Raw genomic sequence first — 22,499 nt, 5'->3', positions numbered from 1 at the left:
GCAGGTACGCCGTGGTACCATGGAAGTCGTCAGCGGGATGCGGCGCACGATCTCCGCGCGCGTAGCTCAGCGGTAGAGCATCTGTCTTACACACAGAGGGTCCCTGGTTCGAACCCAGGCGCGCGCAGGTTTTGGGTCTCCCATGGTATCCTGCTCTCCACCCCCCATGATCTACCTCATCGGCACCATCGTCATCATCATTGGTTTCCTCATGCTGTGGAAGTCCGAGTGGATCTACCAGAACTTCGGTTCGGTGGACTGGGCAGAGACACACCTCACGGGTGGGACGCGGTTATTCTGGAAGCTCGTGGGCATCGCGCTCATCGTCCTCTCCTTCCTCATGATGGGCGGCGTGGTCCAATCCATTCTCATCCGCCTCTTCGTGCGGTAGGCATATGGCAACCGGATCGGCACTCCTCAACGCGGACGCGCTCCTCGCGCGCACTGGCCTCGCGAGCGGCATGCGCGTTGCGGACCTCGGGTGCGGCGCGACCGGACACCTCATCATTCCGGCGGCGTTGCTCGTGGGAGAACACGGCAAGGCCTACGCGGTGGACATCCAGCGCTCGGCGCTCGCCGCAACGGAGAGCAAGGCGAAGCTCGATAGCGTGAGCGTGATCACCTACATTTGGTCCGATCTCGAGCGCGACGCCGCGACACCAATCCCCGCAGGGTCGCTCGATGTCGCGTTGCTCGTCTCGACGCTCCACCTCACGAACGATCGCGCTGCGGTGCTCCGCGAGGCCGCGCGGCTCGTGCGCGGAGGCGGTCGCGTCCTCGTCGTCGAGTGGAAGCCCATCGCGAGCGTCATGGGCCCTCCGGCAGAGCGTCGGGTACCGGAAGATGCGCTCATCGCCACGGCGCAGGAGGTCGGCCTCACGTTCCGCGAGCGATTTGATGCCGGTCCGCAGCACTACGGCGTGCTGTTCGTGAAGGGTGATGCAGGAGTCACGTCGCACGGAACAACTCTATGATGTCATGGATATTCTGGTTCTCGTCATTCCCTCCTGAGCTCGCGGCGTGGTCGCTCTGGCTTTGGGTACTCACCTGCGTGGCGTTCACGGGGGTGGGCATCGCGCTCCCGCGCCTCGTCGTGCAGAAGCAACTCCGCGCGTTCGAGCGCGCGCCGTGGCTGCGCGTCCGACACCTCCTCCTCATCACGGCAGCGGTCCTCTGGGTATTACTCTTCTTCCGCGCCGAGGGCATCCCAGGGCTCTCCGCACGGTGGCTGCTCGCGCTCGTCGCGGTCATGGATATCGCGTGGGCCTCATTCATCGTCGGGCACGTCCGCACGCGGGTGCCGGCGCAGCGGAGCTCCATGGAGGAGCGTCAGCGGAAGGCGCGGTACCTTCCCTAAGCGTATGGTCTCCCTCCGTTCACAACGCACGTTGGTGTGGGTGGGCATCGCGCTCGCGCTTGGGTTGCCGCTCGTGTATGTCCTCCTCATTTTCACGACACGGTCACAGTGCTGGCACTACGAGGCACTCCAGTGTCATCGGAATACGGCGTGTACGCTCGAGGCGGAATCCGGACAGACGGCATTCGATCGGAACTTCACGTGTCGCGCGCGGAATCTCACGGATGCGTTGTTCCAGAATCCCAAGGACACCATCGCGCCGCGCGTGCCGTGACCCATGCGAGACCCGCGCAAACAATTTGGCGACGAGGGGGAGCGCGCGGCGGAGCGCTACCTCCGCAGCAAGGGATACCGCATCATCGAGCGCAACGCGCGCCTGCGGTGCGGAGAGATTGATCTCGTCTGTCGTCTCGGGCGCGAGGTCGTGTTCGTCGAGGTGAAGACGCGCTCGGGGAAGGGGTACGGCGCACCGGAGGAATCGGTCACCCGTGCGAAGCAGCACCGCCTCATTCGTGCATCGGAGGAGTACCTCGCGCACGTGCCGTACTTGCGATCCCACCCGTGGCGCATTGACGTCATCGCCATCACCACCGGAAGCGGCGAGCCGGAGATCGTGCACATCCCGAACGCGGTCGCCGGTGAGGATTGACACGGAGGAATAAGGTATGGTACCGTTGTCGTATAGGCGAGTGCATGAGCACTGGCCTCTTTTTTTAGCACGAGCCGGCCCTCGGGAAGTCCCGACCGCCCCGCAGCTCGTCGCGGTTATTCTACAACTCCCTATGTCCGCCATCTCCCAAGCCATGCGTGATATCTGTGATGAGAAGGGTATCCCGTTCGAGTCCGTTCTCGAGACCGTCGAGGCGGCGCTCGCGGCTGCGTACCGGAAGGATTTCGGTGAGAAGAATCAGAACATTAAGGTGACGTTCGATCCCGAGACCGCTGGGGTGTCCGCCTTTGATGAGAAGGAGGTCGTCGAGGACGAGTTCGTCGCCGAGGCACTCCGCGAGATTGAGGAGCGCCAGAAGCAGCGCGACCTTGAGGAGCAGATGCGTGCGGAGGGGAAGCTGCCACCCGCACCAGAAGTTGCGGTGGAGACGCGGCGTCAGCCCGAGGAGCTCGAGATCGTGGAGGAGGACGGCGTGAAGAAGTACAATCCGAAGCTCCACATCGCACTCGCCGAGGCGCGCGGACACGAGTCCGACACACAGGTGGGGGGCACCATTCGCATCCCACTCGAGGTGCCGGGCGCATTTGGACGCATGGCCGCGCAAACCGCGAAGCAAGTCATCATGCAGCGCCTGCGCGAGGCGGAGCGCGACACCATCTACAACGAGTGGAAGTCGGCCGAAGGCGAGGTGGTGACGGCAACGGTGCAGCGCCGTGAGGGACGCACGGTGCTCCTGGACCTTGGCCCGCGCACCACGGGTATCCTCCGCGAGGAAGAGCAGATTCCTACCGACCGCTACGCACCCGGCACGCGCGTGAAGGTGCTCCTCTACGCGGTGGGTAAGACCATGCGTGGCCCCGAACTCCTCTGTTCACGCACGCACCCGGACCTCATTCGCCACCTCTTCATGGTCGAGGTTCCGGAGGTGTCGTCCGGCGCGGTCCAGATTATGGCGGTTGCCCGCGAGCCCGGTTCTCGCGCGAAGGTTGCGGTGCGCGCGACCGAGGAGCACGTTGATCCCATCGGCGCGTGCATTGGGCAGCGCGGGACTCGTGTCCAAACGATCATCGCCGAGCTCTCCGGTGAGAAAATTGATATCATTGAGTATGCAGAGCAGCCGGCGGCATTCCTCGCGAACGCGATGTCGCCAGCGAAGGTCGTCGCGGTGGAGCTCCACGAACCCTCGAAGACCGCGGTGGTCCGCGTTCCGGCGGACCAGTTCTCGCTCGCCATCGGTCGCAGTGGGCAGAATGTGCGCCTCGCCGCGCGGTTGACTGGCTGGAAGATCAACGTCCAGGAAGCGGTAGCTCCCGCCGTGCAGGAGGGAGAAGTTGTGGACGCAGTGAGCGACGCAGAACCGGCAACGGTGCCGCCCGAAGCACCTACAGCACTTGAGGCATCTGAGGCACCCGAGGTGCCACCGGCAGACGACGGCACCGCACCCACTCCCGCTTGAAGCCCCGAAGTATATTCGGGATCCCGACCGATTTCCTTTGGACTCAAACGTCGGGACTCGTCGCTTCCTATGTGGACCACCCTCATCGTCCAGCCACTCACGAACATCCTCATCGTGTTCTACAACGTGCTCGGGCACGATCTCGGCATTGCAATCATCGCGCTCACGGTGCTCATTCGCCTCGTGCTCTATCCGCTCTCGAGGAAGGCGATCGCGGGGCAGGTGGCCATGCAGCGCATTCAGCCCAAGATGAAGGAGCTCCAGCAGCAGCATAAGGGGAACCGCGAGGCACTCGCGAAGGCGACGATGGCACTCTACGCAGAGCAGAAGGTGAACCCGCTCTCCTCCTGTTTACCGACACTCGTGCAACTCCCGTTCCTCCTCGGCATCTACGGGGCGCTCCGCCTCGCGTTCGAGGGTGGAGCGCAATCGCTCCTCTACGCGTTCGTCGCACACCCCACCGAGCTTCGGGACGTCGCGTTCGGCTTCCTTCCCATGGGGACATCCTCCATTCCGCTCGCGCTCCTCGCGGGTGCGGCGCAGTTCTGGGTCATGAAGATGCTCGTGGATAGCCGTCCGCCGACGAGTGTCGCGCAGAGTTCCGGGAAGGATGAGGATATGATGACGATGATGAACAAGCAGATGAAGTACATGATGCCGATCGTCACGGTCGTCATCGGCGCGACACTCCCCGCCGGTCTCACGCTCTACTGGCTCGTGACGACGCTCTTCCAGGGCGCGCAGCAGAAGCTCGCGTTCGCCTCGATCCGCGGCGCTCCCGCGCCAGCTTCGGAAAAAAAATAGAGGACTGAAGGTCTCCGTCCCTGTATGTTTCTCTCCGATGATCAGCTCGTGGGTATTGCGGTGGAAACGGAGCAGGGTGAGCGTGTCGGCACGCTCGTCGGGTTCGTGGTGGATGTCGATAGTGGAATCATCGCGCAGTACCGCGTGCGGGCACGCGGTTTTTTCGCCATGTTTTTCCCGACGTCGAACGAGCTTCTCGTGCACCACACGCAAGTCGTTTCGCTCGATGCACGGCGTATGGTCATCCGTGGACGCGGCACGCGCGTGCGTGCGGATGACGAGCAACGCAGTCGTGCGCCATCCGCGCAGCCCGTCGCGACCGCATCGGATTTGTGAGCGCGCAGCATCCTATGGATCGCGAAGCACGGCGATCGTGGTTCGCGCTCCAGGGATGGCAGGAGGATATTTTGGATGTCGGGCGGCAGCGGCAGGCGCAGTGGAGCTGGCGCAAGCTCCGGAAGGCGCGACGGTGGAGCCGCGTGCTGCGGAGGATACCCGGCATCCGCATGATTGCGATCGGGAATGCGCTCGGGTACGGCAACTGCCGCGCGGCGAGCGACATTGACCTCGTCATCATCACCGCGCCCGGGCGCATCTGGACCGCGCGGTTCCTCATCGTCTCCATCCTCAAGCTCTTCCGTCAGCGTCCTGGTGAGCACGGTGCGGACGCGCTCTGTCCCTCGTTCTTCCTCACGACCGACGCGCTGTGTCTGGAATCGCTCCAGCTCCCCGAACGTCAATCATCAATCGTCAATCATCAATCGCCAATTCCCCCCGATCCCTACCTCCTCTTCTGGCCCACGCAACTCACGGTGCTGTTTGATGCGGGTGGCGTGTACGATCGGTTCTGGAGCGCGAACGCAGCGTGGGTGCGGCGTTGGCTGCCGGATGCAGAGCCACGCGCCATCCATCCGCGGTGGGGGATGCGCGTGCGATCCCTCGCCGCACGTTCATCGCAACTCGCGCGGGTGCTCGAGTCCCTCGTACGCGCATGGCAACTCCCGCGACTCCTCCGTGCGTTCCCGCAGGCAAACCGCGACACGAGCGTCATCATGAACGATTCCATGCTCAAGTTCCACACGCACGATCGGCGGCAGGAGTTCCGCGATGCCTGGATGGCGCAGTTGGCGTTGCAGCCATCCCCCTTCGTCATGCCGAGTGGATCCTCTTCCGTCATGCCGAGTGGATCCTCTTCCGTCATGCCGAGCGGATCCTCTTCCGTCATGCCGAGTGGATCCTCTTCCGTCATGCCGAGCGGATCCTCTTCCGTCATTTCGAGCGAAGTCGAGAAATCTCGTCTTGGAGTACAGTGATCCTTGTACCGCGAAAAGAGATTTCTCCGCTCCCTCGCGGATTCGGTCGGTCGAAATGACGGAGGGGGTTGAGGACTCGATCGTTCGAAATGACGGAAAAAATTGTATGCCATTCCCACCCCTTTCCGCATTGGCACGCCTCCGCGCGCACGGGCGCGACGTGCTCGTCGGGCTCGCCGGATTTCTCCTCCCGTGGCAGACCGTCTGGCTGCTGCGCGCGGGGGAGCTCTCGGGTCAGCCCTACGCGCTCGTGAATGTTGGCATCTTCGCGGGTGACATCGTACTCTTCGCGCTCGCGGTTTTCGGGTTCATCGTGGGGACCCGTCGGTCGCGTGTGACGGGTGTCATTGCCGTCCTCGCGATCGCGGGTTTTGGGACGTTCAATATTCTCCGGAGCCCCGATGTGCTCCTCAGCGCGGTGGGGTGGGTGCGCATGGCACTCCTTGTGCTTGCCACTACCGGTGCGGGGATGCTCGCACGTCACGCGCGCGCTTTCCTCTACGGGTTCCTCGCGGCGATGGGTGTCCACGCGATGATCGGCATCGTGCAGTTCCTTGCGCTCGCTGCGCCAGCATTCACCGCACTCGGTATTCCCGAGCGCGCCGCGACCCGCCTCGGCGAGTCCGTCGTCGAGGCGGGCGGTGGGCGGTGGCTCCGTGCGTACGGGGGGTTCCCGCACCCGAACGTGTTCGGCACCGCGCTCCTCTGCGCCATCATGGGAACCGCGACGCTGCTCCCGCGCGCGGGTGCAGCCCTCCGCATACGTCGCGCGATCCGAATCGCCGTCATCGCGCTCTTCACGTTCGTGCTCGTGCTCACGTTCTCCCGCGCGGCGTGGATCGGTGCCGCCATCCTCTTTGGTGTGCTCGCCGTGCGCCCGCGGACGCAGTACGCGGCACTCGCCGGCGCGCTGACGCTCCTCGCCGCCTTCACGACGCTCTGGCCACTCGTTGCCACACGTCTCGATACGTCTGAACGGCTCGAGCTCATTTCGGTGCAGCAGCGCTACGCAGCGATTGACGATGCGCACGCGTTGCTCACCGCACACCCGCTCCTCGGTGTCGGACTCCACGCGATGCCGCGCGCGATCGCTGATGTCACGCCTGCGCGCGACCCCGCGACCATCGAACCCGTCCACGACGTGCCGGTGCTCGCGATCGTCGAGGTGGGGGTACTCGGCATGATCATCGTCGTTTTTGCACTCGTCGCCGCGCTCGTCGCGTCGCCAGGGTTTGTCGCGCCCTGGGTGTGGCTATCGCTTCTGCCGGCCATCATCTTTGACCACCACCCCTGGTCCTTGTCCGTGGGGTCGGTGTTCTTCATCGCACTCGTGGCAATCTCCGTGGCGATAGCGACGGGTAAACAGGAGGGCCAATCACAGGACGACGGCACAACTTGACCGTTCCGTGGCCCCTGCTACGCTTGTGGATGAGCGTTTAGCACTCTCTAGGTCGGAGTGCCAAACGATTTTGTTTCGCCATTTTTTCATAAGAAGCATTCCCGTTGTCGTATGCAAGTCAAACCGCTCCATGACCACGTCGTGGTCAAGCCGTCGTCCGCAGAGACCGTGACAAAGTCCGGTATCGTCCTGCCGGATACCGCAAAGGAGAAGCCGGAGCAGGGTAAGGTGATCGCAGTGGGTCCGGGCAAGATTCTCTCGTCCGGCCAGCGCGCGCCGATGTCGGTTCAGGTTGGAGACACCGTGCTCTTCAAGAAGTACTCGCCCGATGAGATCAAGGTTGACGATGCGGAGTTCCTCGTCATTCGCGATGAGGATATCCTCGCCATTGTTGCGTAACAATACCTATGGCAAAGCAAATTCTGTTCGATGAGGCGGCGCGCTCCGCGATTCGCCGCGGCGTGGACAAGCTCGCGGACACTGTCACCGTGACGCTCGGCCCGAAGGGGCGGAACGTCGTGCTCGATCGCGGCTACGGTTCGCCGATCATCACGAAGGACGGTGTGACGGTGGCAAAGGACATTGAGCTTGAGGACAAGTTTGAGAACGTCGGCGCGTCGCTCGTGAAGGAGGTTGCGTCGAAAACGAACGATGTCTCCGGTGACGGGACGACGACGGCGACGCTCCTCGCGCAGTCCATCATCAACGAGGGCATGAAGAACGTGACGGCCGGTGCAAACCCCGTCGCTATTCGCCGCGGCATCGAGAAGGGCGTGGAGGCGATTGTCGAGGAGCTCCGGCGGAAGGTGTCAAAACCGGTCTCCGGCACGCAGGATATTGCCCACATCGCGGCGATCTCTGCGAACGATCACGAGATTGGTGCGCTCATCGCAAAGACGATGGAGGAGGTAGGCGAGAACGGCGTCATCACCGTCGAGGAGTCCCAGTCGCTCGCGCTCGAGAGCGAGGTGGTGAAGGGCATGCGGTTTGACAAGGGGTACGCATCGCCGTACATGGTCACGAACGCGGAGCGCATGGAGGCCGAGTATCACGACGTGCGTATCCTCATCACGGACAAGAAGATCAGCTCGATCCAGGACCTCCTCCCCACGCTCGAGAAGGTGGCCGCGGAGGGGCGCAAGGAGATCGTCATCATCGCGGAGGATGTGGACGGCGAGGCACTCGCGACGCTCGTCGTGAATAAGATTCGCGGCACGTTCAACGCGCTTGCGGTGAAGGCGCCGGGTTTTGGCGACCGCCGCAAGGAGATGCTCAAGGACATCGCGGTGCTCACCGGCGGTCGCGTCATCTCCGAGGAGGTGGGCCTCAAGCTCGACTCCGTGAACATTGCCGATCTCGGTCAGGCGCGTCGTGTCGTGGCGAACAAGGAGACGACGACGATCGTCGAGGGGCGCGGTGAGCCCGCGGCGATTGCCGATCGCGTTGCCGCGATCAAGCGCGAGCTCGATCAGAGCGATTCGGACTTCGACCGCGAGAAGCTCCAGGAGCGCCTCGCGAAGCTCGCCGGCGGTGTTGGTGTCATCAAGGTTGGTGCATCAACGGAGACCGAGATGAAGGAGAAGAAGGCGCGCATCGAGGACGCCGTGCAGGCGACGAAGGCCGCAGCGGAAGAGGGCGTCGTGCCCGGCGGTGGCGTCGCGCTCATCCGCGCAGCGTCCGCGCTCGGGACCGTGCAGGCCGTCGGGGACGAGCAGGTGGGCATCAGCATCCTCCGGCGCGCGCTCGAAGCACCACTCAAGAAGATCGCAGAGAACGCCGGCAAGGACGGCGCAGTCGTGGCCGAGGAGGTGAAGCGGCGCACTGGCAACGAGGGCTACAATGCCGCCGAGGACCGCTACGAGGACCTCGTCGTCGCGGGCATCATTGACCCCACAAAGGTGACGCGCACCGCACTCCAGAACGCCGCATCCATCGCCGCGCTCTTCCTCACTACGGAGGCCGTCGTCACGGACAAACCGGACCCCAAGGGTGACGCCGCCGCGGCCGCAGGAGGCGGCATGGGTGGCATGGGTGGCGGGATGTACTAGGAAGCCATCAGCGTAAACGAGCATCGCGTCCATGCGGACGCGATGCTCGTTTATAGCAATGTCATTGCGAGGAGCCGTCTATTGCTGTCATTGCGAGCCGCGTCCACGAGGCGTGGCAATCCCGGCCATACCGGTACAAGGTGAAAGCCGGGTGCATTCATGGCCGGGATTGCCGCGTCGCGGACTCCTCGCAATGACATGCGTTGGTAGAGGCATGGGATCCTCTGTAAAATTGCCCACTATCGTCATTTTTCCGCTCCGTTGTGCGAACCTCCTTGACAGTATCGGCATTTTGTGGTACAAATGGTAGTCAGCGTTCCGGCTGGCACATTCACAATTCGTGACTTTAGAGACCCGCCGCGAGAGCGGTGGGAGAGGAGGCAGAGATGATCGCACGATTGTTGGCGCAGCTCGTGATGTACTGCGGGATGGTACTGGCGGTGATCGTGACCGTCTTCGTCGCCCCGTTGGGCATCGCATGGGACGTGCTCGCCAATCCGGCGGCACGGCGCGCGTCGTGTGGGCGGAGAGGATCGCTCCTCTCGCTCACCTTCAACAAGGACTCATGGTACGCGCGGCTCTACCTGCGCGCGTACGGCGAGGACCGTGGGTGGATCGTCACGCTGCGACGGCTGTTCTGCGCAACCGGATTCTCGTACGGAGCGATGCCTACGCTCCCGATGCACAAGCACCAAGAGGGGTGTGCGACGTGCTCGGCGTTCCGTGTCGAGGATGTCGTGTACAGGAGCCGACGCGCAGTCGCGTACGATCGGACGCTCGCCTTCCTGCGCTCGCCGCCGGATGAGCAGCCGTTCAACCCGAACGGCCGTCCGGTCTCGCGGTGTCCGGTGTTCTGGAAGGTCGCCGCCGCGTGCGTGTGCTACGTGCTCGGCGTTGCCTTGCGCAGGCAGGTGCTCGTGTTCCTCGCGTTCGCCATCGTCGGTGTCGCATCCGGCACCACCTTCGTCGTGGTGCATGGCGTGCGGGGTATTGGTGCGCTCGCCGTCGGTGCTGTACGCATCACCGCGACGCTGTTCGCCGCCGGTGTTCGGCGCTACGGCCGCACGGCGGCATTCGGTGTAGCCGCCGGTCTCGTGGGTCTCGTTGGGTACGGTGTCGCAGCCGGTGCGATGGTCGCTGGGCGATGGTACCACTACGAGTGGCAGCCCGCGCACATCGCGGAGCTCGCAGAGCAGCGTGAACGCGCCGCATACGCGTGCGCGCTCGAACAGGCCGAAGAAGTCGCGCGTCCCGAGATGGACGCGCACGCGGTCCAGCGTGCGATCGAGCTCGATGCGTTCGAGACGCGTCTCGCGCTCGCTGCGTTTACCATCATGGATGAGCGAATCCGTACCGATCTCGAAGCATTCGAGACCCATGTTGTGCTGTTCCTCCAAACGCTCGATGCGCAGGAGCGAACGTACTCGCAGCTCGAAGAGATTGGCTTCCAGTTGCGTGGCTTCCCCTATGACCTTCGCTATCTCTCCGACAACTGGCAGGGAGTGGGCGTGGCGGCGGCGACCTCCGAAAACGCGTATCCTCAGGAGTGGTACGATTGGTGGCGCGTGGTGTTCTATCACGATGCGTTCGGCATCGGGACATCGAGTGCCTTCTCAACACCGTTCGAGCGTACGTCGCTCGTGCAACGTGTCAGTGTCGAGGTGGAAGGGCTCCTCGCGGTCACCGTCGCCCACCTGGAGGCACGGGCCGAGCACTACAGCACGATCCGCTCGCAGATCGTGCACAAGCAAGAAGCACTCTTCAGTGCTGTAGGGCTCCGCGAGGTGGAGCATCTTCCCGCTGATGATCCCCGCATGCTGACGGAGTGGGTGGACGCACGATGCCTGCTTCAGCAGGGTGCGTGGTTCTACAAGAACGACGGCCCACGGGTGTGCATTGGAGACGGGAGTTGGGAGGACCCCGTGCGTTGCGCCACCCCCGTGGCGGTCTGTGCGGCGGTGATGGATCGCTACCGCGCTGTGTATCAAACCGGCAAGGATATGATCGCGCAAGCCGATGCAGAGGCAACTGCGCGGCAGTGGAGGGACTACGCCGAGTACGATGAACGGCGGCGCGCGATAGATGCGCATGTCGCCCAAGTCGAAGCATGGCTTCGCGCCACGCTCGCATCGCTCCGCGATGACCCGACCGCGCTCGTCGCCGAACTGAGCAAGACGTGCTACCAGGAGCACTGGCAGTGGGATTCGCGGTGGTACGCGCATGAGATCCCTCCGTTCGGTGTTTCTGTGCAGGACTATACTGATGTGTGCGAAAGAGTCGCCGCGTCGTTCGCTGACGAAATCGCCGGTGCGGAGGAAGCAGAGCGCGTCCTCATCGAGGGTACGCGCACGGAGCGTTTCGTGGTGTGGGCGGGAATGATGCAGCGTCTCCACGGCGTGGAGCTTGTCTCCGAATTCATTTTCGGGGTGCTCCTGATGAGCACGTTCCAGCTCCTCCTCGGGTTTGTCCGAGGGCTCCAGCTGGACGCCCTGCTCCGCGCGTTCTGGCGTTCGCCCATGGCGGCGCGTTTCCGTGCCGCCTGCGCATGGCCGTTCGTGTTCGGGTTCGCGTGCTGCTGCGCCCTGTGCCGCGGCATTCGCGATGCCGCGCTCTTCCTCTTCGCCTTCATGGGCGACGTGAAGGATGGCGCGTGTCAGTTGGTCCACTGGGAGTAGGAGATCACTGCGCAGATTGCACTGCTATGCGCAGATGGATGCATGCATTGAGAGACCGGTTCCCTGAAAGGGGGACCGGTCTTTTTTCTCGTGTCATTGCGAGGAGTCCGCGACGCGGCAATCCCGGCCATGAGCGCACCCGGCTTTCACCTTGTACCGATATGACCGGGATTGCCACGTCACTCGCGGACTCGTTCCTCGCAATGACATGTGGTTCCGCAGTCGCACGAGTGGAAAGATAACCGCGCGCAGCGTGGTACACTGGTTGGTGATAACCGCTATGCACAAGCGCACGAAAATCGTCGCGACCATTGGGCCGGCATCGGAGACAAAGGCCACACTCACCGCCATGGTGCGGGCGGGGATGAACGTGTGTCGGCTGAACATGTCGCACGGCGATCACGCGTGGCACCGTACGGCGATTACGCGTATCCGCGCGGTGGCGAAACAAACGGGTGAGCCGCTCGCTATCCTCGCAGACCTCCAGGGCCCAAAGATTCGCGTTGGTGTGCTCCCGGAAGTTGGCGTGACGCTCACGCGCGGGAAGCCCGTCATCTTCACGACCGCGAGCACGACGTTCGATGGCAAGAAGATACCGCTCACGTACCGCGGCCTCCACGATGATGTCCGCGTGGGCCAGCGCATCCTCCTGGACGATGGCCTCATCGAGGTGCTCGTCGTGCGCGTCCGAGGGCGGGACATCGCGTGCACAGTCGTCACCGGCGGTACACTCACGTCGCACAAGGGTATGAACTTGCCGGAGACGCACCTCGCGCTTCCGGCGCTCGCCTTGAAGGATCGGAAGGATGCGGCGTTCGCGGTTGCGCAGGGCGCGGATTGGATTGCGCTCTCGTTCGTTCGCAGCGCGAGCGACGTGCTCGCGCTTCGGCAACTCGTGCGCAAGCTCGGCGGCAATCAAAAAATCATCGTGAAGATCGAGAAGCCGGAGGCCATCACGCACTTCGATGAGATCCTCGCCGCTGCGGACGGCATCATGGTCGCGCGCGGTGATCTCGGCGTGGAGCTGCCGGCGGCAGAGGTTCCCGTGCACCAGAAGACGATCATCGAGAAGACGCACGCCGCCGGCAAGCCCGTGGTCGTGGCGACGCAGATGCTCGACTCCATGATCCGCAACCCGCGGCCGACACGTGCGGAGGTCTCCGATGTCGCCAACGCGATCATGGACCACACGGACGCGGTCATGCTCTCCGGCGAGAGCGCGACGGGCGAGTACCCCGTTGAGGCCGTCGAGATGCTCAGCGCGATCGCGGCGGAGATCGAGGCGACGTCGCTCGATGATATCGGTGTCTCGCTCCCCGCACCCGGCCGCATGGATCCCGCGGATGTCGTCGCGGAATGTGCCGCGCTCCTCGCAGCGCACATCCCGACGGTTGCGGGCATCCTCGTTGCGACCGCAACCGGACGCACGGCGCGACGTGTGGCACGATTCCGGCCGCAACTGCCGGTGTACGCGGCAACGCCCGATGCGACCGTGCAGCGCCAGCTCAATCTCTCCTACGGCATCGTGCCGGTGCTCGTGCCCATGACGAAGGAGGCGGGTCCATTCCTCACCCGCGCACGCCGTGCGATCACGCAGCGTCGCAAACAACCGCAGCGCGTGAAGCTCGTCATTGTCACCGGTGAACCCTGGGGTCATCCCGGAACCACCAATCGGGTGATGGTGGAGTAAAGCCCTGCGGTATCCCGTATGCAGCTGTCCACGGAGCGATGGGAAGAGCTCCTCGTCCATCCCGGGTACGTTTCCGCAGAAACGTTCGCGCGTGTCGTCGCGGAAGCGTGTCGCGTGGGACGCGACATCCGGGACGTGTGCGTGGATCGGGGGGCCATGGCGGAAGATGATCTCGGCCTCCTCCTCGCCGAGCGGCACTACGGTGTCCCGTTCATTCGTGCGATCAGCCCGATACCCGCGGAAGTGCTCGGGCTTGTACCGGAGCTCGTCGCGCGGAGCAGGGAGGTCATGCCGTTCGCGCAGACCGACGCCGGTGTGAAGCTCGCGATGGTACATCCGGATGATCACGAGGTCATCCACGTCATCGCGAAGTACATCGGTGTACCGGTGCTCCCGCACCACGCGACACCCCGCGTGGTGCGCGTCGCGCTCGATCAGTACCACATGAGCATCCGCGAGGTGCTCGAACGCCTCCTGCGTACGGTGCGAGATTTCCGGCAGCCACGCGAGGAGCGCGATCGTGCAGTGGTCGAGGTGGTGGACGCGTTGCTCCAGTACGGGCATGAGAATCGCGCGTCGGATATCTCCATCACGCTGCACCGTGACCACATCCGCGTGTCCTTCCGCATCGATGGTATGCTCCACGATGCGTTCGAGATGCCGAGCACGCTCCAGCAGGCGCTCCTCGTACGGGTACGGATGCTCGCACAGCTGCAGACCGACGCACATCGCGTGGCACAGGATGGGAAATTCCGCTTCTCAGTCGTCGGCGACGTGCGTGGCGATCGGACCAAGCGCGAGAGCACCGCCGCTGTCCGTGTCTCCATCGTGCCCGAGGGAGCGGGGGAGCGCGTCGTCCTGCGCCTCCTCGCATCGCACGCACGGCAGTTCTCACTCCAGACCATTGGACTTGCGGACGACGATCTCGTCCGCGTTCATCGGCAGGTCTCGCACCCCCAGGGGATGCTCCTCGTCACCGGTCCCACGGGTTCTGGTATCACGACGACGCTCTACGCGATGCTCACGATGCTCAATCGGCGCGGGGTGCGTATTGCCACGGTTGAGGATCCGATCGCGTACGATATCGAGGGTGTCCACCAGGTGTCGGGAGGTCCCCGAGCGGATCGCACGTTCGCGCAGGGCATCCGCGCCATCGTGCGCGAGGACCCCGACATCATCGCGGTTGATGCGCTCCACGATGCGGAGACCGCGGGGATTGCCATCGAGCACGCGATGGCCAACCGTCTCGTCTTCGCGACGCTCCACGCGGATGGTGCAGTGGACGCGCTCCAACGCCTCATCGCCATGGGTGCCGCTCCGTTCTTCGTCGCGTCCGCACTGCGTGGGATCATCGCGCAGCGGCTCGTGCGGAAGCTCTGTACGGCATGTCGTACGCTCCGGCATTGCTCCGCGGATGAGCAGCGAGAGATCGCGCGCATCCCCACACTCGTTGCCGCACTGGAGCGTCACGGCCACCACGATCTCGATCGGCTCTCGGTCTCCGAGGGGAGGGGCTGCGACCGCTGTCAGTACTCCGGTTTCTCCGGACGGGTTGGCGTGTTCGAGGTTCTGGAGATGACCGATATGATGCGTGCGATGATCTGCACCCGCGCCTCGAGGGACGTTCTTGCCGCCCAGACGCGACAGGATGGCATGACGGTGCTCCTCGATGATGCTGTAGCGAAGGCATTGCAGGGCGCGATCACCCTCGCAGAGGTGCTCCACATGACACCGGTCGCTGCGTTTCCGGAGGACGCGACTCCCGATACGAGAGATGCGGCTTCCACTTGCGTATTCATACGATAGTTTTTCTATGCATCACACCTGCACAGGTTGTGGGTCGGATCAGGAGCAGACGTGCGAGAAGCCGGGGACGTGTTCGGGCTGCGAACACACGCATGACGATAGTGGTTGCGCAGATTGTGAGTGTAAGACGTGCCCATCGTGTACGCACGTCCACGGCGAGCAGAGTGGATCGGTGCAGGAGCCCACGTCGTAGGAATGCTTCCGTCACCACGAACACCCCACGCATGCGCGGGGTGTTCGTGGTGTGTCCCTCGGGTGCTACCGCGCGCACGCATTGCACGTCCCGAAGAACTCGAGTGCATGGCGCTCGATGCTCGCGAAGTGCTCGGACGCACGGAGCGTGCGGGAGGTGAGTCGGTCTATGGTGCACTGCGCAACATCCTCCACGCGTCCGCACGTCGTGCAGACGAGGTGGTGGTGGTCGTCCGTTACACGTTCGTAGTGCGCGTGGTCGTGTTCAAGGTTCACGCGACGGATGAGTCCCGCGTCCGAGAGTTGCTGGAGTGCACGGTAGAGCGTCGCTTGGTTGACGGTACCACGCAGGCGTTCGGCGAGCTCGGGGACGGCGAGCGGTTTCGCCGCGCGTTCGAGCGCGGCGATGAGTGCGATGCGCGCGGGTGTCGCCCGCAGGGAGGCACCGTTGAGTGCGGCAGTGATGCGAGAGGAAGTCATACAGCTCTATGGTGCCAGAGTTTCGGCTCGTTGACGAGTCCATCTTGACGAGTCGAGCGGAATGCGGGACGATATAAATGAGAATTATTCTCATCTATACTCGGTCCTATGCGAAAGTACATCGGCAGCGTGCTCGTCATCGCCGTCATCGCGCTTCTCGTCGTGGTTGTAACGAAAAAAACCGTACCCCAGCGCGTGCGCGACGACGGGCGCGTGCGTGTCGCCGCGAGTTTCTACCCGCTCGCGGAGTTCGCGCGACAGGTTGGTGGGGAGTTCGTCACCGTCGAGACGCTGACCCCCGCTGGCGTGGAGCCGCATGATTTTGAGCCGACGCCCAACGATATTGCACGTCTCTACGATGCGGACCTCCTGCTCGTCAATGGCGGTATTGATGCATGGGTGACCGATCTCGTTCCATCGGCAGTGGAGCGTGGTGTCACAGTGCTGGAGATGCGGGAGGTGATAGACGGATTGCTCCCCGCGGGGGATGATGACCATGACGATTTCGATCCGCACTTCTGGCTGTACCCCGTACACGCGCAGCGTCAGGTCGCGGCGATGCGCGATGCACTCATTGCACATGATGGTGCGCACGCGAGCGCGTACCGCGCGAACGCAGGTGCGTTCCTCGTACAGCTCATCGCGCTCGATCGCGCGTATGCGGACGGCCTCGCCACCTGCGGTCGCCGCATCGTCGTCACATCGCACGCCGCATTCCAGTACCTCGCCGACGCGTACGATTTCGAGGTGCTCGCGATCGCGGGACTCTCTCCAGATGTCGAGCCGTCCGCGGGTACGCTCGCGGCCATTGCGCGGGAAGCGCGTACACACGGAGTGCGCCACGTCTTCTTCGAGACGCTCGTGAGTCACGAGCTCGCGGAGACGCTCGCGCGCGAGATCGGCGCAGCAACGCTCGTCTTCAATCCCCTGGAAGGCCTCACGGATGCCGAGCGCGCATCGGGCGCATCGTACCTCTCGGTCATGGGTGAGAACCTCACGAATCTTCGCACTGCAATGGCATGTCAGTAGGAACACCGGCGATTGCCGTCAATGCGCTCACGCTCCGGCGCGGTGGGATGACCATCTGCGAGGACTTTTCGTTTTCGATTGATGCCGGGTCGTACGTGGCGATGATTGGTCCGAATGGTGGTGGGAAGACGACGCTCCTCCGAACGCTCCTCGGTCTCGACACGCCATCTGCGGGTATCGTGCGGCTCTTTGGAGTACCGGTGAGCGACGCACGCGTTCGTCGTCGCGTCGGGTACATCGCGCAGCGCGGCGGACGTATTGATGAGCACTTTCCCGCGACCGTCCGCGAGGTCGTTGCCGCCGGACGGACGCAGCGCGTCGGGCTGTTCCGTCGTCTCGCGGCGGAGGATCGTCGCGCGATTGCTGCTGCGGTGGATGTCCTCGGCATCACGCACCTCCTCCGCCGGACGGTGAGCTCGCTCTCCGGTGGCGAGCGCCAGCGCGTGTTGCTCGCCCGCGCACTCGCCGCCACGCCAGACCTCCTCGTCCTCGATGAGCCGATTGACGGACTCGACCCCCAATCACGCGAAGAGTTCTACGCGACGCTCCGTGCGATCCATGGCACGGGGACGACCATCCTCTTTGTCACCCACGATGTCCACCGCATCGTCCGCGAGGCAGACGCGGCGATCTGTCTCCGCCACGAGCTTGTGTGCCACGGTGCACACGCGTGTCACATCGGTGGTGCGGAGCTCCGAACCATCCTCCATGCGAGCCGTGATGAACTCGTGTCGCACCACAGCGCGTAGCCGTATGCTCGATTTCTTCCAGTACGACTTCATGGTTCGCGCGCTCGCCGCCGGCCTCATCCTCGCGGTCGTCGCGCCGACGATCGGCATTTTCTTCGTCGTGCGACGCTACGCGATCATGGCGGATACGCTCGCACACATTTCACTCGCGGGTATCGCGGGCGGCTTGTTCGTTGGTGTTGCTCCCGTGTGGGCCGCACTCGTCGCGTGTGTGCTCGCCGCGCTCGGCATCGAACGCCTCCGCGAGCGGCGCGCGCTCGCGCCCGATGCGATCATGACGCTCTTCCTCTTCGGCGGTCTCGCGCTCGGCGTCGTGCTCCTCGGCCTGCAACCGGCCGCAGGTGTGAACATCGCGAGCTTCCTCTTCGGAAGCATCCTCACGGTTTCGAGCGCGTCCATCGTCGCAATCGCCATTGTTGGCGCGATGACCGTGCTCGCGGCGGTGCTTCTCTGGCGGCTTCTCTTTGCCGTGTCGCTCGATGAGGATGTCGCACTCGCCGCCGGTTTGCCGGTACGGTTCCTCAACCGCGCGCTCGCCGTACTCGGTGCCGCAACGATCGCCATCGCCATCAACGTCGTCGGTCTCCTCCTCATCGGCGCGCTCATGGTCGTTCCCGTGCTCGCGGCGATGCAGCTGCGCCTGGGCTTCCGAGCCACGTGGGCGATCGCCGTCGCGTGCTCCGTGCTCTCCGTTATCCTCGGCCTCACCGCCTCATTCGTTTTCAATCTCGCGAGCGGTGCCACCATTGTCCTCATCGCCGTTGCGATCTTCCTCCTCACCTCCGTCCTCGCGCATCGCCCGCGATGAACATCGTCATCCGTTCCCCTCCCTCTCCGCGTACTCGGAATGCAACATATTTTTTCCACGCTCGCATCTCTATGCGTCGAAAAGCAATACTCGTACTGACGATGCTCATAGGTTTGAGCGTGGCACTCCCATCGTATGCACAGATGAGCGACGTGGTGGAGGAGACACACCATGCCGTCGTGCGGAGCGTCGTGCGCGATGGTGATCGTCAGCAGCTCACCGTGGAGCTCCTCAGTGGCACGCAGGAGGGCCGGAGTGCGGAGCTCGATTTCAATGGTGTGCGCCTCGAAACAGGGGATCAGCTCTTCGTCCATCGCCTCGTCACGCTCGATGGTGATGAGTACCTCCAAATAGAGGAGGTGGACCGTCGCTCCGCCCTGCTCTGGTTCACGGCGCTCTTCATGTTCGCGGTCGTCGCCCTCGGTCGGTGGCAGGGCGTGCGCGCGCTCGCGAGCTTAGGCGTGAGCATCGTCGCGGTGATCGGGGTACTCGTGCCGCGTATCCTCGCCGGCGGATCGCCCGTGCTGTGGGCCACCGCGGTTGCCATCGGCATCCTCTTCGTCTCCATCGCGCTCACGCACGGCAGGGGACGCACGGCGATTGCGGCATTCCTCGGTACCGCTGTTGCCGTCGGACTCACCGCTGCGCTCGCTACCGTAGCGGTTTCCATCTCGAAGTTCTCCGGCTTGGCAGATGATGCCGCCTTCTACCTGGACATTGGTACCGGTGGTGCGATTGATCTTCGGGGTCTGCTCCTCGCCGCGATCATCATCGGTGCGGTCGGTGTTCTGGACGATGTCGCCATCACGCAGGCCGCCGCCGTCAAAGAGCTCAACGATGCCGCACCAATGCTCACCGCTCGTGCGTTGTTCCAGCGCGCACTACGCATCGGACGCGAGCACGTTGGCGCGCTCGTGAACACGCTCGCGCTCGCCTACGTCGGCGCAGCACTCCCGTTGCTCTTGCTCTTCAGTCATGCGCTCAGTCCGCTTGACCAGATCGTGAACCGTGAGATGATCGCCACCGAGATTATCCGCGCTCTCGTCGGCTCCATCGGCGTGATCGCCGCTGTCCCGCTCACGACGTGGTTCGCGGTGCTCCTCATCAAACGACGTGCGCGGTAGCAACATTGCATGAGCAAGAGAACACTCCTCCCCAATGGGGAGGAGTGTCGCGGTCAGCCATGCGATGGCGGAGTGCCATTGTCGTGTCTCGGTCTGGTGAAAATACCAACGATCGCCCCGATGACGTTCAGGATGACCAGGAGCGCGATCATGGCGAGCGCGAAGTACAACACCCACGGCTCCGACATGTCGGTGTTGCGCGGGTAGTAGTACTCACCCTCGTATGCGCGCGCGACCCCCGGCAGCGTCACCACACCCGCACCGAAGAGCACACACCACCCCATGCCTGGCGGGAGACCCTGCTTGTGCACGGCGAGCGAGTCCGCGACGAAGATGATGCAGAGGACGATGCCGAGCGGGATGCCGCCCAGGACCGATCCAAGTACCACCATATCACCCCCCAGTCGTACGAGATCACGATCCGGATGCCCAAATCCTACGATGTACCACCCACCAACCACGAGCAGTGCGACCACAACGCAGAGCAACACCAATACCCGTTTCACCATGATGCAATCCTCCTCAAAAGATCCACGATCACCATACCATGTACTGCGGGAGGTGCCAATCTTCTGTATAAAGATTCTTACTCGCTCTTGACCGCGCACGGTGTGGTAGGTACGGTGGCAGCGTGCAGGAAACGAAGACCATGGAGGTGTGTCATGTGTGAGTTGGAGTCCCTTCGCGATGAGATTATGGTGCAGCTGCCTGCGGCGCGCGCGATCGTGCACGGGCCAGATGGTGGTCGGGTGCTCGAGGTCATGTTCGGTGGTGGTCGGGTCGCAGTTGATTGGCAGGTGGAATCCGGGTTCAGGATCCGTACGGGACTCTGCGGGTGCGGTGCTGGCTTGGAAGATGCCAATCCTGGCTACACCTGCACGGAGCGGTCGCAGGCCCTCCGGCACGTCATCGCGACACTCCCGTCACCGTTGCAGGTGAGAGCGGAAGAGCTCATCATCGCCGGGGTGGTGTACGGAGCGTTGCAGCAGAGTCAAGATGAGGCGCTCCGATGCCTTCACGAAGCGGTTGCATCGCGGCCAGACGATGTACCGCTATGGCTCAACACCTGTGCAAAGCTGGGCGCGCAAGGTGCTGCACCCGTGGCACTCGGCATCCTGCGCGGTGATCCGCAACGAACGTGGTTCCTTGCGGCGGTGGAAGCGGCACGCGGCGTCGGTCGCGGTACTCCGTACGCCACGAACCTCGCTGACCACCTCATTGCCGTCATGGACACGCTGCTCGAGGAAGATCCGTACGTCGCCGCGCGTGCGCTGATGTCCATCTTCGTCCTCGAGGATCCCCGAGGCATCTCCGAACTGGCGCGGCGGTTGCACACGTGGCCCATCAAGCACCTTCGCCTCGCCCTCGGTGTCGCGATACGGTCGTTCATTGCCCAGGCCCCGGTAGCGCGAGGAGCAATCCCCAGTGCATCGCAGCTCTACGAGCTCGCGTGTACGCTCGAAGCATCGCTCCAGGAGCGAACGGATCAGGATGCGGGGTTCACTCGCGCGAAGCTCCTCCAGCTCATCGCGGTGCTCGCACCGCCATCGCACCTCAAAGCGATACTCCAGGTGCTCTGTCGCGCCCACGCCCACGCGGATGTCGTCGTGAAGTCCGGTGCCGCCTACGCCATGTGGATACTACTCCACGAACAGGGCGAGCGCGTCGCAGTGCACGCCGCCGTGCTCCCCGGAGGCACCAAGCTCCTCGCCATCGCCCGTCGGACATCATCGCCACGCGAGTACAGGTACGGGACATCGCCCTAGCTCGACTCCAATACCACCCACCCCTTCACGGGGTGGGTGATGCTCATATGTCTCCCATACCAACACGTCGTTTTTTTGTATTTCCCTTGATGCGCAAGCATCAATAACCGCAAACACCCCACTCGCATGGGGCGTTTGCATATTATTCCCCTCAATGGAGCTATTTGATACACTGGGCATTGACGGGTGGAGTGCGACTGGGTATAGTGAAGATACTAACACCACCCGCTCTGCGCCCTCACGGGCACACGGCGGGTTTTGTGGTTTATGAGCAAACAAGAACGCATCGCAGTGCTGATCGATGGGAGCAACTTTTACTACAAGCTCAAGTCCCTTGAAGTCAAAAACAAGCGGAAGTTTGACTTCCGTGGTCTTACTGCCTGGCTTGCTCGAGAGCGGAGCGTGATTTCGCAACGCTACTACGTTGGTGTGATTCGAGCAAAGGAAGGAGATGAGCGGGGTCAACAACTTCGGAAGCGTCAGCAGCAATTATTTTCTCATCTGACCTCGCCGTCCCAGCATTTCGAGGTTCGTCGCGGATACCTTATGGAGCATGATGGGGACTATCACGAGAAAGGAGTTGATGTACAGCTCGCAGTTGATCTCCTCGTTGATGCGTACGAGGGTACATGCGACACCTTCATCATTGTTTCTTCTGATACCGATCTCATCCCCGCAATCCGCAAGGTACGGGCGCTCGGGAAAAATGTTGAATACATCGGATTTGCGCACCAGCCAAGTTTGGGACTCCAGAAGTACGTCACCACTTCGAGGTTGTTGATCAAGGAGGAAATTGTTCCCTTCGAGGATCAACCTTCGGAATAGAGCGCGTTGTACGAAGTCCAAAACCATAGCGACCACCCGTTACGGGTGGTCGCTATACGGTGTTTCATCAAAACGGGCCGGACGGGACGATGTTAGAACGGGGTTTCTTCAGGAGGTCATGGAATGGGCGGAAGTCGTGCGGAATTTGGATGTCTGGGCGAGTCGAGTTGGTATGTACCCCATTCTTTAGACACGCTTTCTCATTTCGTCCGGTAAAGTATTGCCTTCGTTAGGCGGCCATCATGGCCGTCATTTTCTTTTCGTGCCGTGCTCGGAACACCGCCGGAGGCATCTTCAGTGCCGAATGG

At 63.1% G+C, this 22,499-nt stretch carries 23 protein-coding genes and 1 tRNA gene; 22 read left to right on the top strand and 2 right to left on the bottom strand.

Going from position 1 to position 22,499, the window contains the following annotated elements; genetic code table 11:
* Positions 1-55 precede the first annotated feature (55 nt).
* From Q7S96_00550 to Q7S96_00475, 16 genes are all read left to right on the top strand, one after another.
* Positions 56-127, top strand: a tRNA-Val gene (locus tag Q7S96_00550).
* Between the two features lie 39 nt (positions 128-166).
* The gene (locus tag Q7S96_00545; protein ID MDO8462751.1) at positions 167-391 is read left to right on the top strand and encodes a hypothetical protein; all 225 of its coding nucleotides are present in this window, start codon (positions 167-169) and stop codon (positions 389-391) included.
* A gap of 4 nt (positions 392-395) precedes the next feature.
* Positions 396-974, top strand: coding sequence for a methyltransferase domain-containing protein (locus Q7S96_00540; protein ID MDO8462750.1), 579 nt, complete (start codon positions 396-398; stop codon positions 972-974).
* On the top strand, positions 971-1,357 hold the full coding sequence (locus Q7S96_00535) for a hypothetical protein (protein MDO8462749.1): 387 nt from the start codon (positions 971-973) through the stop codon (positions 1,355-1,357). The genes Q7S96_00540 and Q7S96_00535 overlap by 4 nt, the downstream gene beginning before the upstream one ends.
* Before the next feature lie 4 nt (positions 1,358-1,361).
* Positions 1,362-1,631, top strand: coding sequence for a hypothetical protein (locus Q7S96_00530; GenBank protein MDO8462748.1), 270 nt, complete (start codon positions 1,362-1,364; stop codon positions 1,629-1,631).
* 3 nt (positions 1,632-1,634) lie between these two features.
* Positions 1,635-2,006, top strand: a complete 372-nt coding sequence (locus tag Q7S96_00525; protein ID MDO8462747.1) for a YraN family protein — start codon at positions 1,635-1,637, stop codon at positions 2,004-2,006.
* Between the two features lie 133 nt (positions 2,007-2,139).
* Entirely contained in the window at positions 2,140-3,483 is a 1,344-nt protein-coding gene (gene nusA, locus Q7S96_00520) for a transcription termination factor NusA (GenBank protein ID MDO8462746.1), read from the top strand.
* Between the two features lie 69 nt (positions 3,484-3,552).
* Positions 3,553-4,287, top strand: coding sequence for a YidC/Oxa1 family membrane protein insertase (locus Q7S96_00515; GenBank protein MDO8462745.1), 735 nt, complete (start codon positions 3,553-3,555; stop codon positions 4,285-4,287).
* A 24-nt stretch (positions 4,288-4,311) separates the two neighbouring features.
* Positions 4,312-4,623, top strand: a complete 312-nt coding sequence (locus Q7S96_00510; GenBank protein MDO8462744.1) for a PRC-barrel domain-containing protein — start codon at positions 4,312-4,314, stop codon at positions 4,621-4,623.
* 14 nt (positions 4,624-4,637) lie between these two features.
* Positions 4,638-5,600 carry a hypothetical protein gene (locus tag Q7S96_00505; GenBank protein ID MDO8462743.1) on the top strand — a complete coding sequence of 321 codons (963 nt, stop codon included), beginning with the start codon at positions 4,638-4,640 and terminating at the stop codon, positions 5,598-5,600.
* A gap of 106 nt (positions 5,601-5,706) precedes the next feature.
* Positions 5,707-6,999: an O-antigen ligase family protein gene (locus Q7S96_00500; GenBank protein ID MDO8462742.1), complete on the top strand. Its 1,293-nt coding sequence runs from the start codon at positions 5,707-5,709 to the stop codon at positions 6,997-6,999.
* Positions 7,000-7,110: 111 nt separating this feature from the next.
* A complete protein-coding gene (gene groES / locus Q7S96_00495; GenBank protein MDO8462741.1) occupies positions 7,111-7,398 on the top strand; it encodes a co-chaperone GroES in 288 nt (95 codons plus the stop codon).
* 8 nt (positions 7,399-7,406) lie between these two features.
* Positions 7,407-9,047 carry a chaperonin GroEL gene (gene groL / locus Q7S96_00490; protein MDO8462740.1) on the top strand — a complete coding sequence of 547 codons (1,641 nt, stop codon included), beginning with the start codon at positions 7,407-7,409 and terminating at the stop codon, positions 9,045-9,047.
* A 386-nt stretch (positions 9,048-9,433) separates the two neighbouring features.
* Complete coding sequence (locus tag Q7S96_00485; GenBank protein MDO8462739.1) at positions 9,434-11,722, top strand: hypothetical protein; 2,289 nt, start codon at positions 9,434-9,436, stop codon at positions 11,720-11,722.
* A gap of 280 nt (positions 11,723-12,002) precedes the next feature.
* Complete coding sequence (pyk, locus tag Q7S96_00480; protein ID MDO8462738.1) at positions 12,003-13,412, top strand: pyruvate kinase; 1,410 nt, start codon at positions 12,003-12,005, stop codon at positions 13,410-13,412.
* A gap of 18 nt (positions 13,413-13,430) precedes the next feature.
* Positions 13,431-15,218: a GspE/PulE family protein gene (locus Q7S96_00475; GenBank protein ID MDO8462737.1), complete on the top strand. Its 1,788-nt coding sequence runs from the start codon at positions 13,431-13,433 to the stop codon at positions 15,216-15,218.
* Positions 15,219-15,476: 258 nt separating this feature from the next.
* Here Q7S96_00475 and Q7S96_00470 read toward each other — a convergent pair whose 3' ends face one another.
* Positions 15,477-15,890, bottom strand: a complete 414-nt coding sequence (locus Q7S96_00470; GenBank protein MDO8462736.1) for a Fur family transcriptional regulator — start codon at positions 15,888-15,890, stop codon at positions 15,477-15,479.
* Positions 15,891-15,998: 108 nt separating this feature from the next.
* Here Q7S96_00470 and Q7S96_00465 point away from each other — a divergent pair, with 108 nt between their 5' ends.
* From Q7S96_00465 to Q7S96_00450, 4 genes are all read left to right on the top strand, one after another.
* Entirely contained in the window at positions 15,999-16,919 is a 921-nt protein-coding gene (locus tag Q7S96_00465; GenBank protein MDO8462735.1) for a zinc ABC transporter substrate-binding protein, read from the top strand.
* Complete coding sequence (locus Q7S96_00460) at positions 16,910-17,668, top strand: ATP-binding cassette domain-containing protein (protein ID MDO8462734.1); 759 nt, start codon at positions 16,910-16,912, stop codon at positions 17,666-17,668. Before Q7S96_00465 ends, Q7S96_00460 begins: the two co-directional genes overlap by 10 nt.
* 4 nt (positions 17,669-17,672) lie before the next feature.
* Complete coding sequence (locus Q7S96_00455; protein ID MDO8462733.1) at positions 17,673-18,476, top strand: metal ABC transporter permease; 804 nt, start codon at positions 17,673-17,675, stop codon at positions 18,474-18,476.
* A gap of 71 nt (positions 18,477-18,547) precedes the next feature.
* Positions 18,548-19,600 (top strand): YibE/F family protein, encoded by a 1,053-nt coding sequence (locus tag Q7S96_00450; GenBank protein ID MDO8462732.1) that lies wholly within the window; start codon positions 18,548-18,550, stop codon positions 19,598-19,600.
* A 53-nt stretch (positions 19,601-19,653) separates the two neighbouring features.
* On the opposite strand, the gene Q7S96_00445 is transcribed toward Q7S96_00450, so the two are convergent.
* Entirely contained in the window at positions 19,654-20,109 is a 456-nt protein-coding gene (locus Q7S96_00445; GenBank protein ID MDO8462731.1) for a hypothetical protein, read from the bottom strand.
* A 186-nt stretch (positions 20,110-20,295) separates the two neighbouring features.
* On the opposite strand from Q7S96_00445, the gene Q7S96_00440 reads away from it, so the two are divergent.
* Both Q7S96_00440 and Q7S96_00435 read left to right on the top strand, forming a co-directional pair.
* Positions 20,296-21,366: a hypothetical protein gene (locus Q7S96_00440; GenBank protein MDO8462730.1), complete on the top strand. Its 1,071-nt coding sequence runs from the start codon at positions 20,296-20,298 to the stop codon at positions 21,364-21,366.
* Positions 21,367-21,633: 267 nt separating this feature from the next.
* Positions 21,634-22,191, top strand: coding sequence for an NYN domain-containing protein (locus Q7S96_00435; GenBank protein ID MDO8462729.1), 558 nt, complete (start codon positions 21,634-21,636; stop codon positions 22,189-22,191).
* Positions 22,192-22,499 lie beyond the last annotated feature (308 nt).

This window comes from bacterium, assembly GCA_030647005.1.
GTDB lineage: Bacteria > Patescibacteriota > Patescibacteriia > JACPHY01 > JACPHY01 > JAUSKG01.
The sequence above is the reverse complement of the archived record's forward strand: the minus strand, read 5'-3'. Positions and strand labels throughout refer to the sequence as shown.

Excerpts from the sequence above, each read along its gene's own strand:
- Q7S96_00545 (MDO8462751.1), top strand. The coding sequence starts at position 167 with ATGATCTACCTCATCGGCACCATCGTCATCATCATTGGTTTCCTCATG.
- Q7S96_00540 (MDO8462750.1), top strand. The coding sequence starts at position 396 with ATGGCAACCGGATCGGCACTCCTCAACGCGGACGCGCTCCTCGCGCGC.
- Q7S96_00535 (MDO8462749.1), top strand. The coding sequence starts at position 971 with ATGATGTCATGGATATTCTGGTTCTCGTCATTCCCTCCTGAGCTCGCG.
- Q7S96_00530 (MDO8462748.1), top strand. The coding sequence starts at position 1,362 with ATGGTCTCCCTCCGTTCACAACGCACGTTGGTGTGGGTGGGCATCGCG.
- Q7S96_00525 (MDO8462747.1), top strand. The coding sequence starts at position 1,635 with ATGCGAGACCCGCGCAAACAATTTGGCGACGAGGGGGAGCGCGCGGCG.
- nusA (MDO8462746.1), top strand. The coding sequence starts at position 2,140 with ATGTCCGCCATCTCCCAAGCCATGCGTGATATCTGTGATGAGAAGGGT.
- Q7S96_00515 (MDO8462745.1), top strand. The coding sequence starts at position 3,553 with ATGTGGACCACCCTCATCGTCCAGCCACTCACGAACATCCTCATCGTG.
- Q7S96_00510 (MDO8462744.1), top strand. The coding sequence starts at position 4,312 with ATGTTTCTCTCCGATGATCAGCTCGTGGGTATTGCGGTGGAAACGGAG.
- Q7S96_00505 (MDO8462743.1), top strand. The coding sequence starts at position 4,638 with ATGGATCGCGAAGCACGGCGATCGTGGTTCGCGCTCCAGGGATGGCAG.
- Q7S96_00500 (MDO8462742.1), top strand. The coding sequence starts at position 5,707 with ATGCCATTCCCACCCCTTTCCGCATTGGCACGCCTCCGCGCGCACGGG.
- groES (MDO8462741.1), top strand. The coding sequence starts at position 7,111 with ATGCAAGTCAAACCGCTCCATGACCACGTCGTGGTCAAGCCGTCGTCC.
- groL (MDO8462740.1), top strand. The coding sequence starts at position 7,407 with ATGGCAAAGCAAATTCTGTTCGATGAGGCGGCGCGCTCCGCGATTCGC.
- Q7S96_00485 (MDO8462739.1), top strand. The coding sequence starts at position 9,434 with ATGATCGCACGATTGTTGGCGCAGCTCGTGATGTACTGCGGGATGGTA.
- pyk (MDO8462738.1), top strand. The coding sequence starts at position 12,003 with ATGCACAAGCGCACGAAAATCGTCGCGACCATTGGGCCGGCATCGGAG.
- Q7S96_00475 (MDO8462737.1), top strand. The coding sequence starts at position 13,431 with ATGCAGCTGTCCACGGAGCGATGGGAAGAGCTCCTCGTCCATCCCGGG.
- Q7S96_00470 (MDO8462736.1), bottom strand. The coding sequence starts at position 15,890 with ATGACTTCCTCTCGCATCACTGCCGCACTCAACGGTGCCTCCCTGCGG.
- Q7S96_00465 (MDO8462735.1), top strand. The coding sequence starts at position 15,999 with ATGCGAAAGTACATCGGCAGCGTGCTCGTCATCGCCGTCATCGCGCTT.
- Q7S96_00460 (MDO8462734.1), top strand. The coding sequence starts at position 16,910 with ATGTCAGTAGGAACACCGGCGATTGCCGTCAATGCGCTCACGCTCCGG.
- Q7S96_00455 (MDO8462733.1), top strand. The coding sequence starts at position 17,673 with ATGCTCGATTTCTTCCAGTACGACTTCATGGTTCGCGCGCTCGCCGCC.
- Q7S96_00450 (MDO8462732.1), top strand. The coding sequence starts at position 18,548 with ATGCGTCGAAAAGCAATACTCGTACTGACGATGCTCATAGGTTTGAGC.
- Q7S96_00445 (MDO8462731.1), bottom strand. The coding sequence starts at position 20,109 with ATGGTGAAACGGGTATTGGTGTTGCTCTGCGTTGTGGTCGCACTGCTC.
- Q7S96_00440 (MDO8462730.1), top strand. The coding sequence starts at position 20,296 with ATGGTGCAGCTGCCTGCGGCGCGCGCGATCGTGCACGGGCCAGATGGT.
- Q7S96_00435 (MDO8462729.1), top strand. The coding sequence starts at position 21,634 with ATGAGCAAACAAGAACGCATCGCAGTGCTGATCGATGGGAGCAACTTT.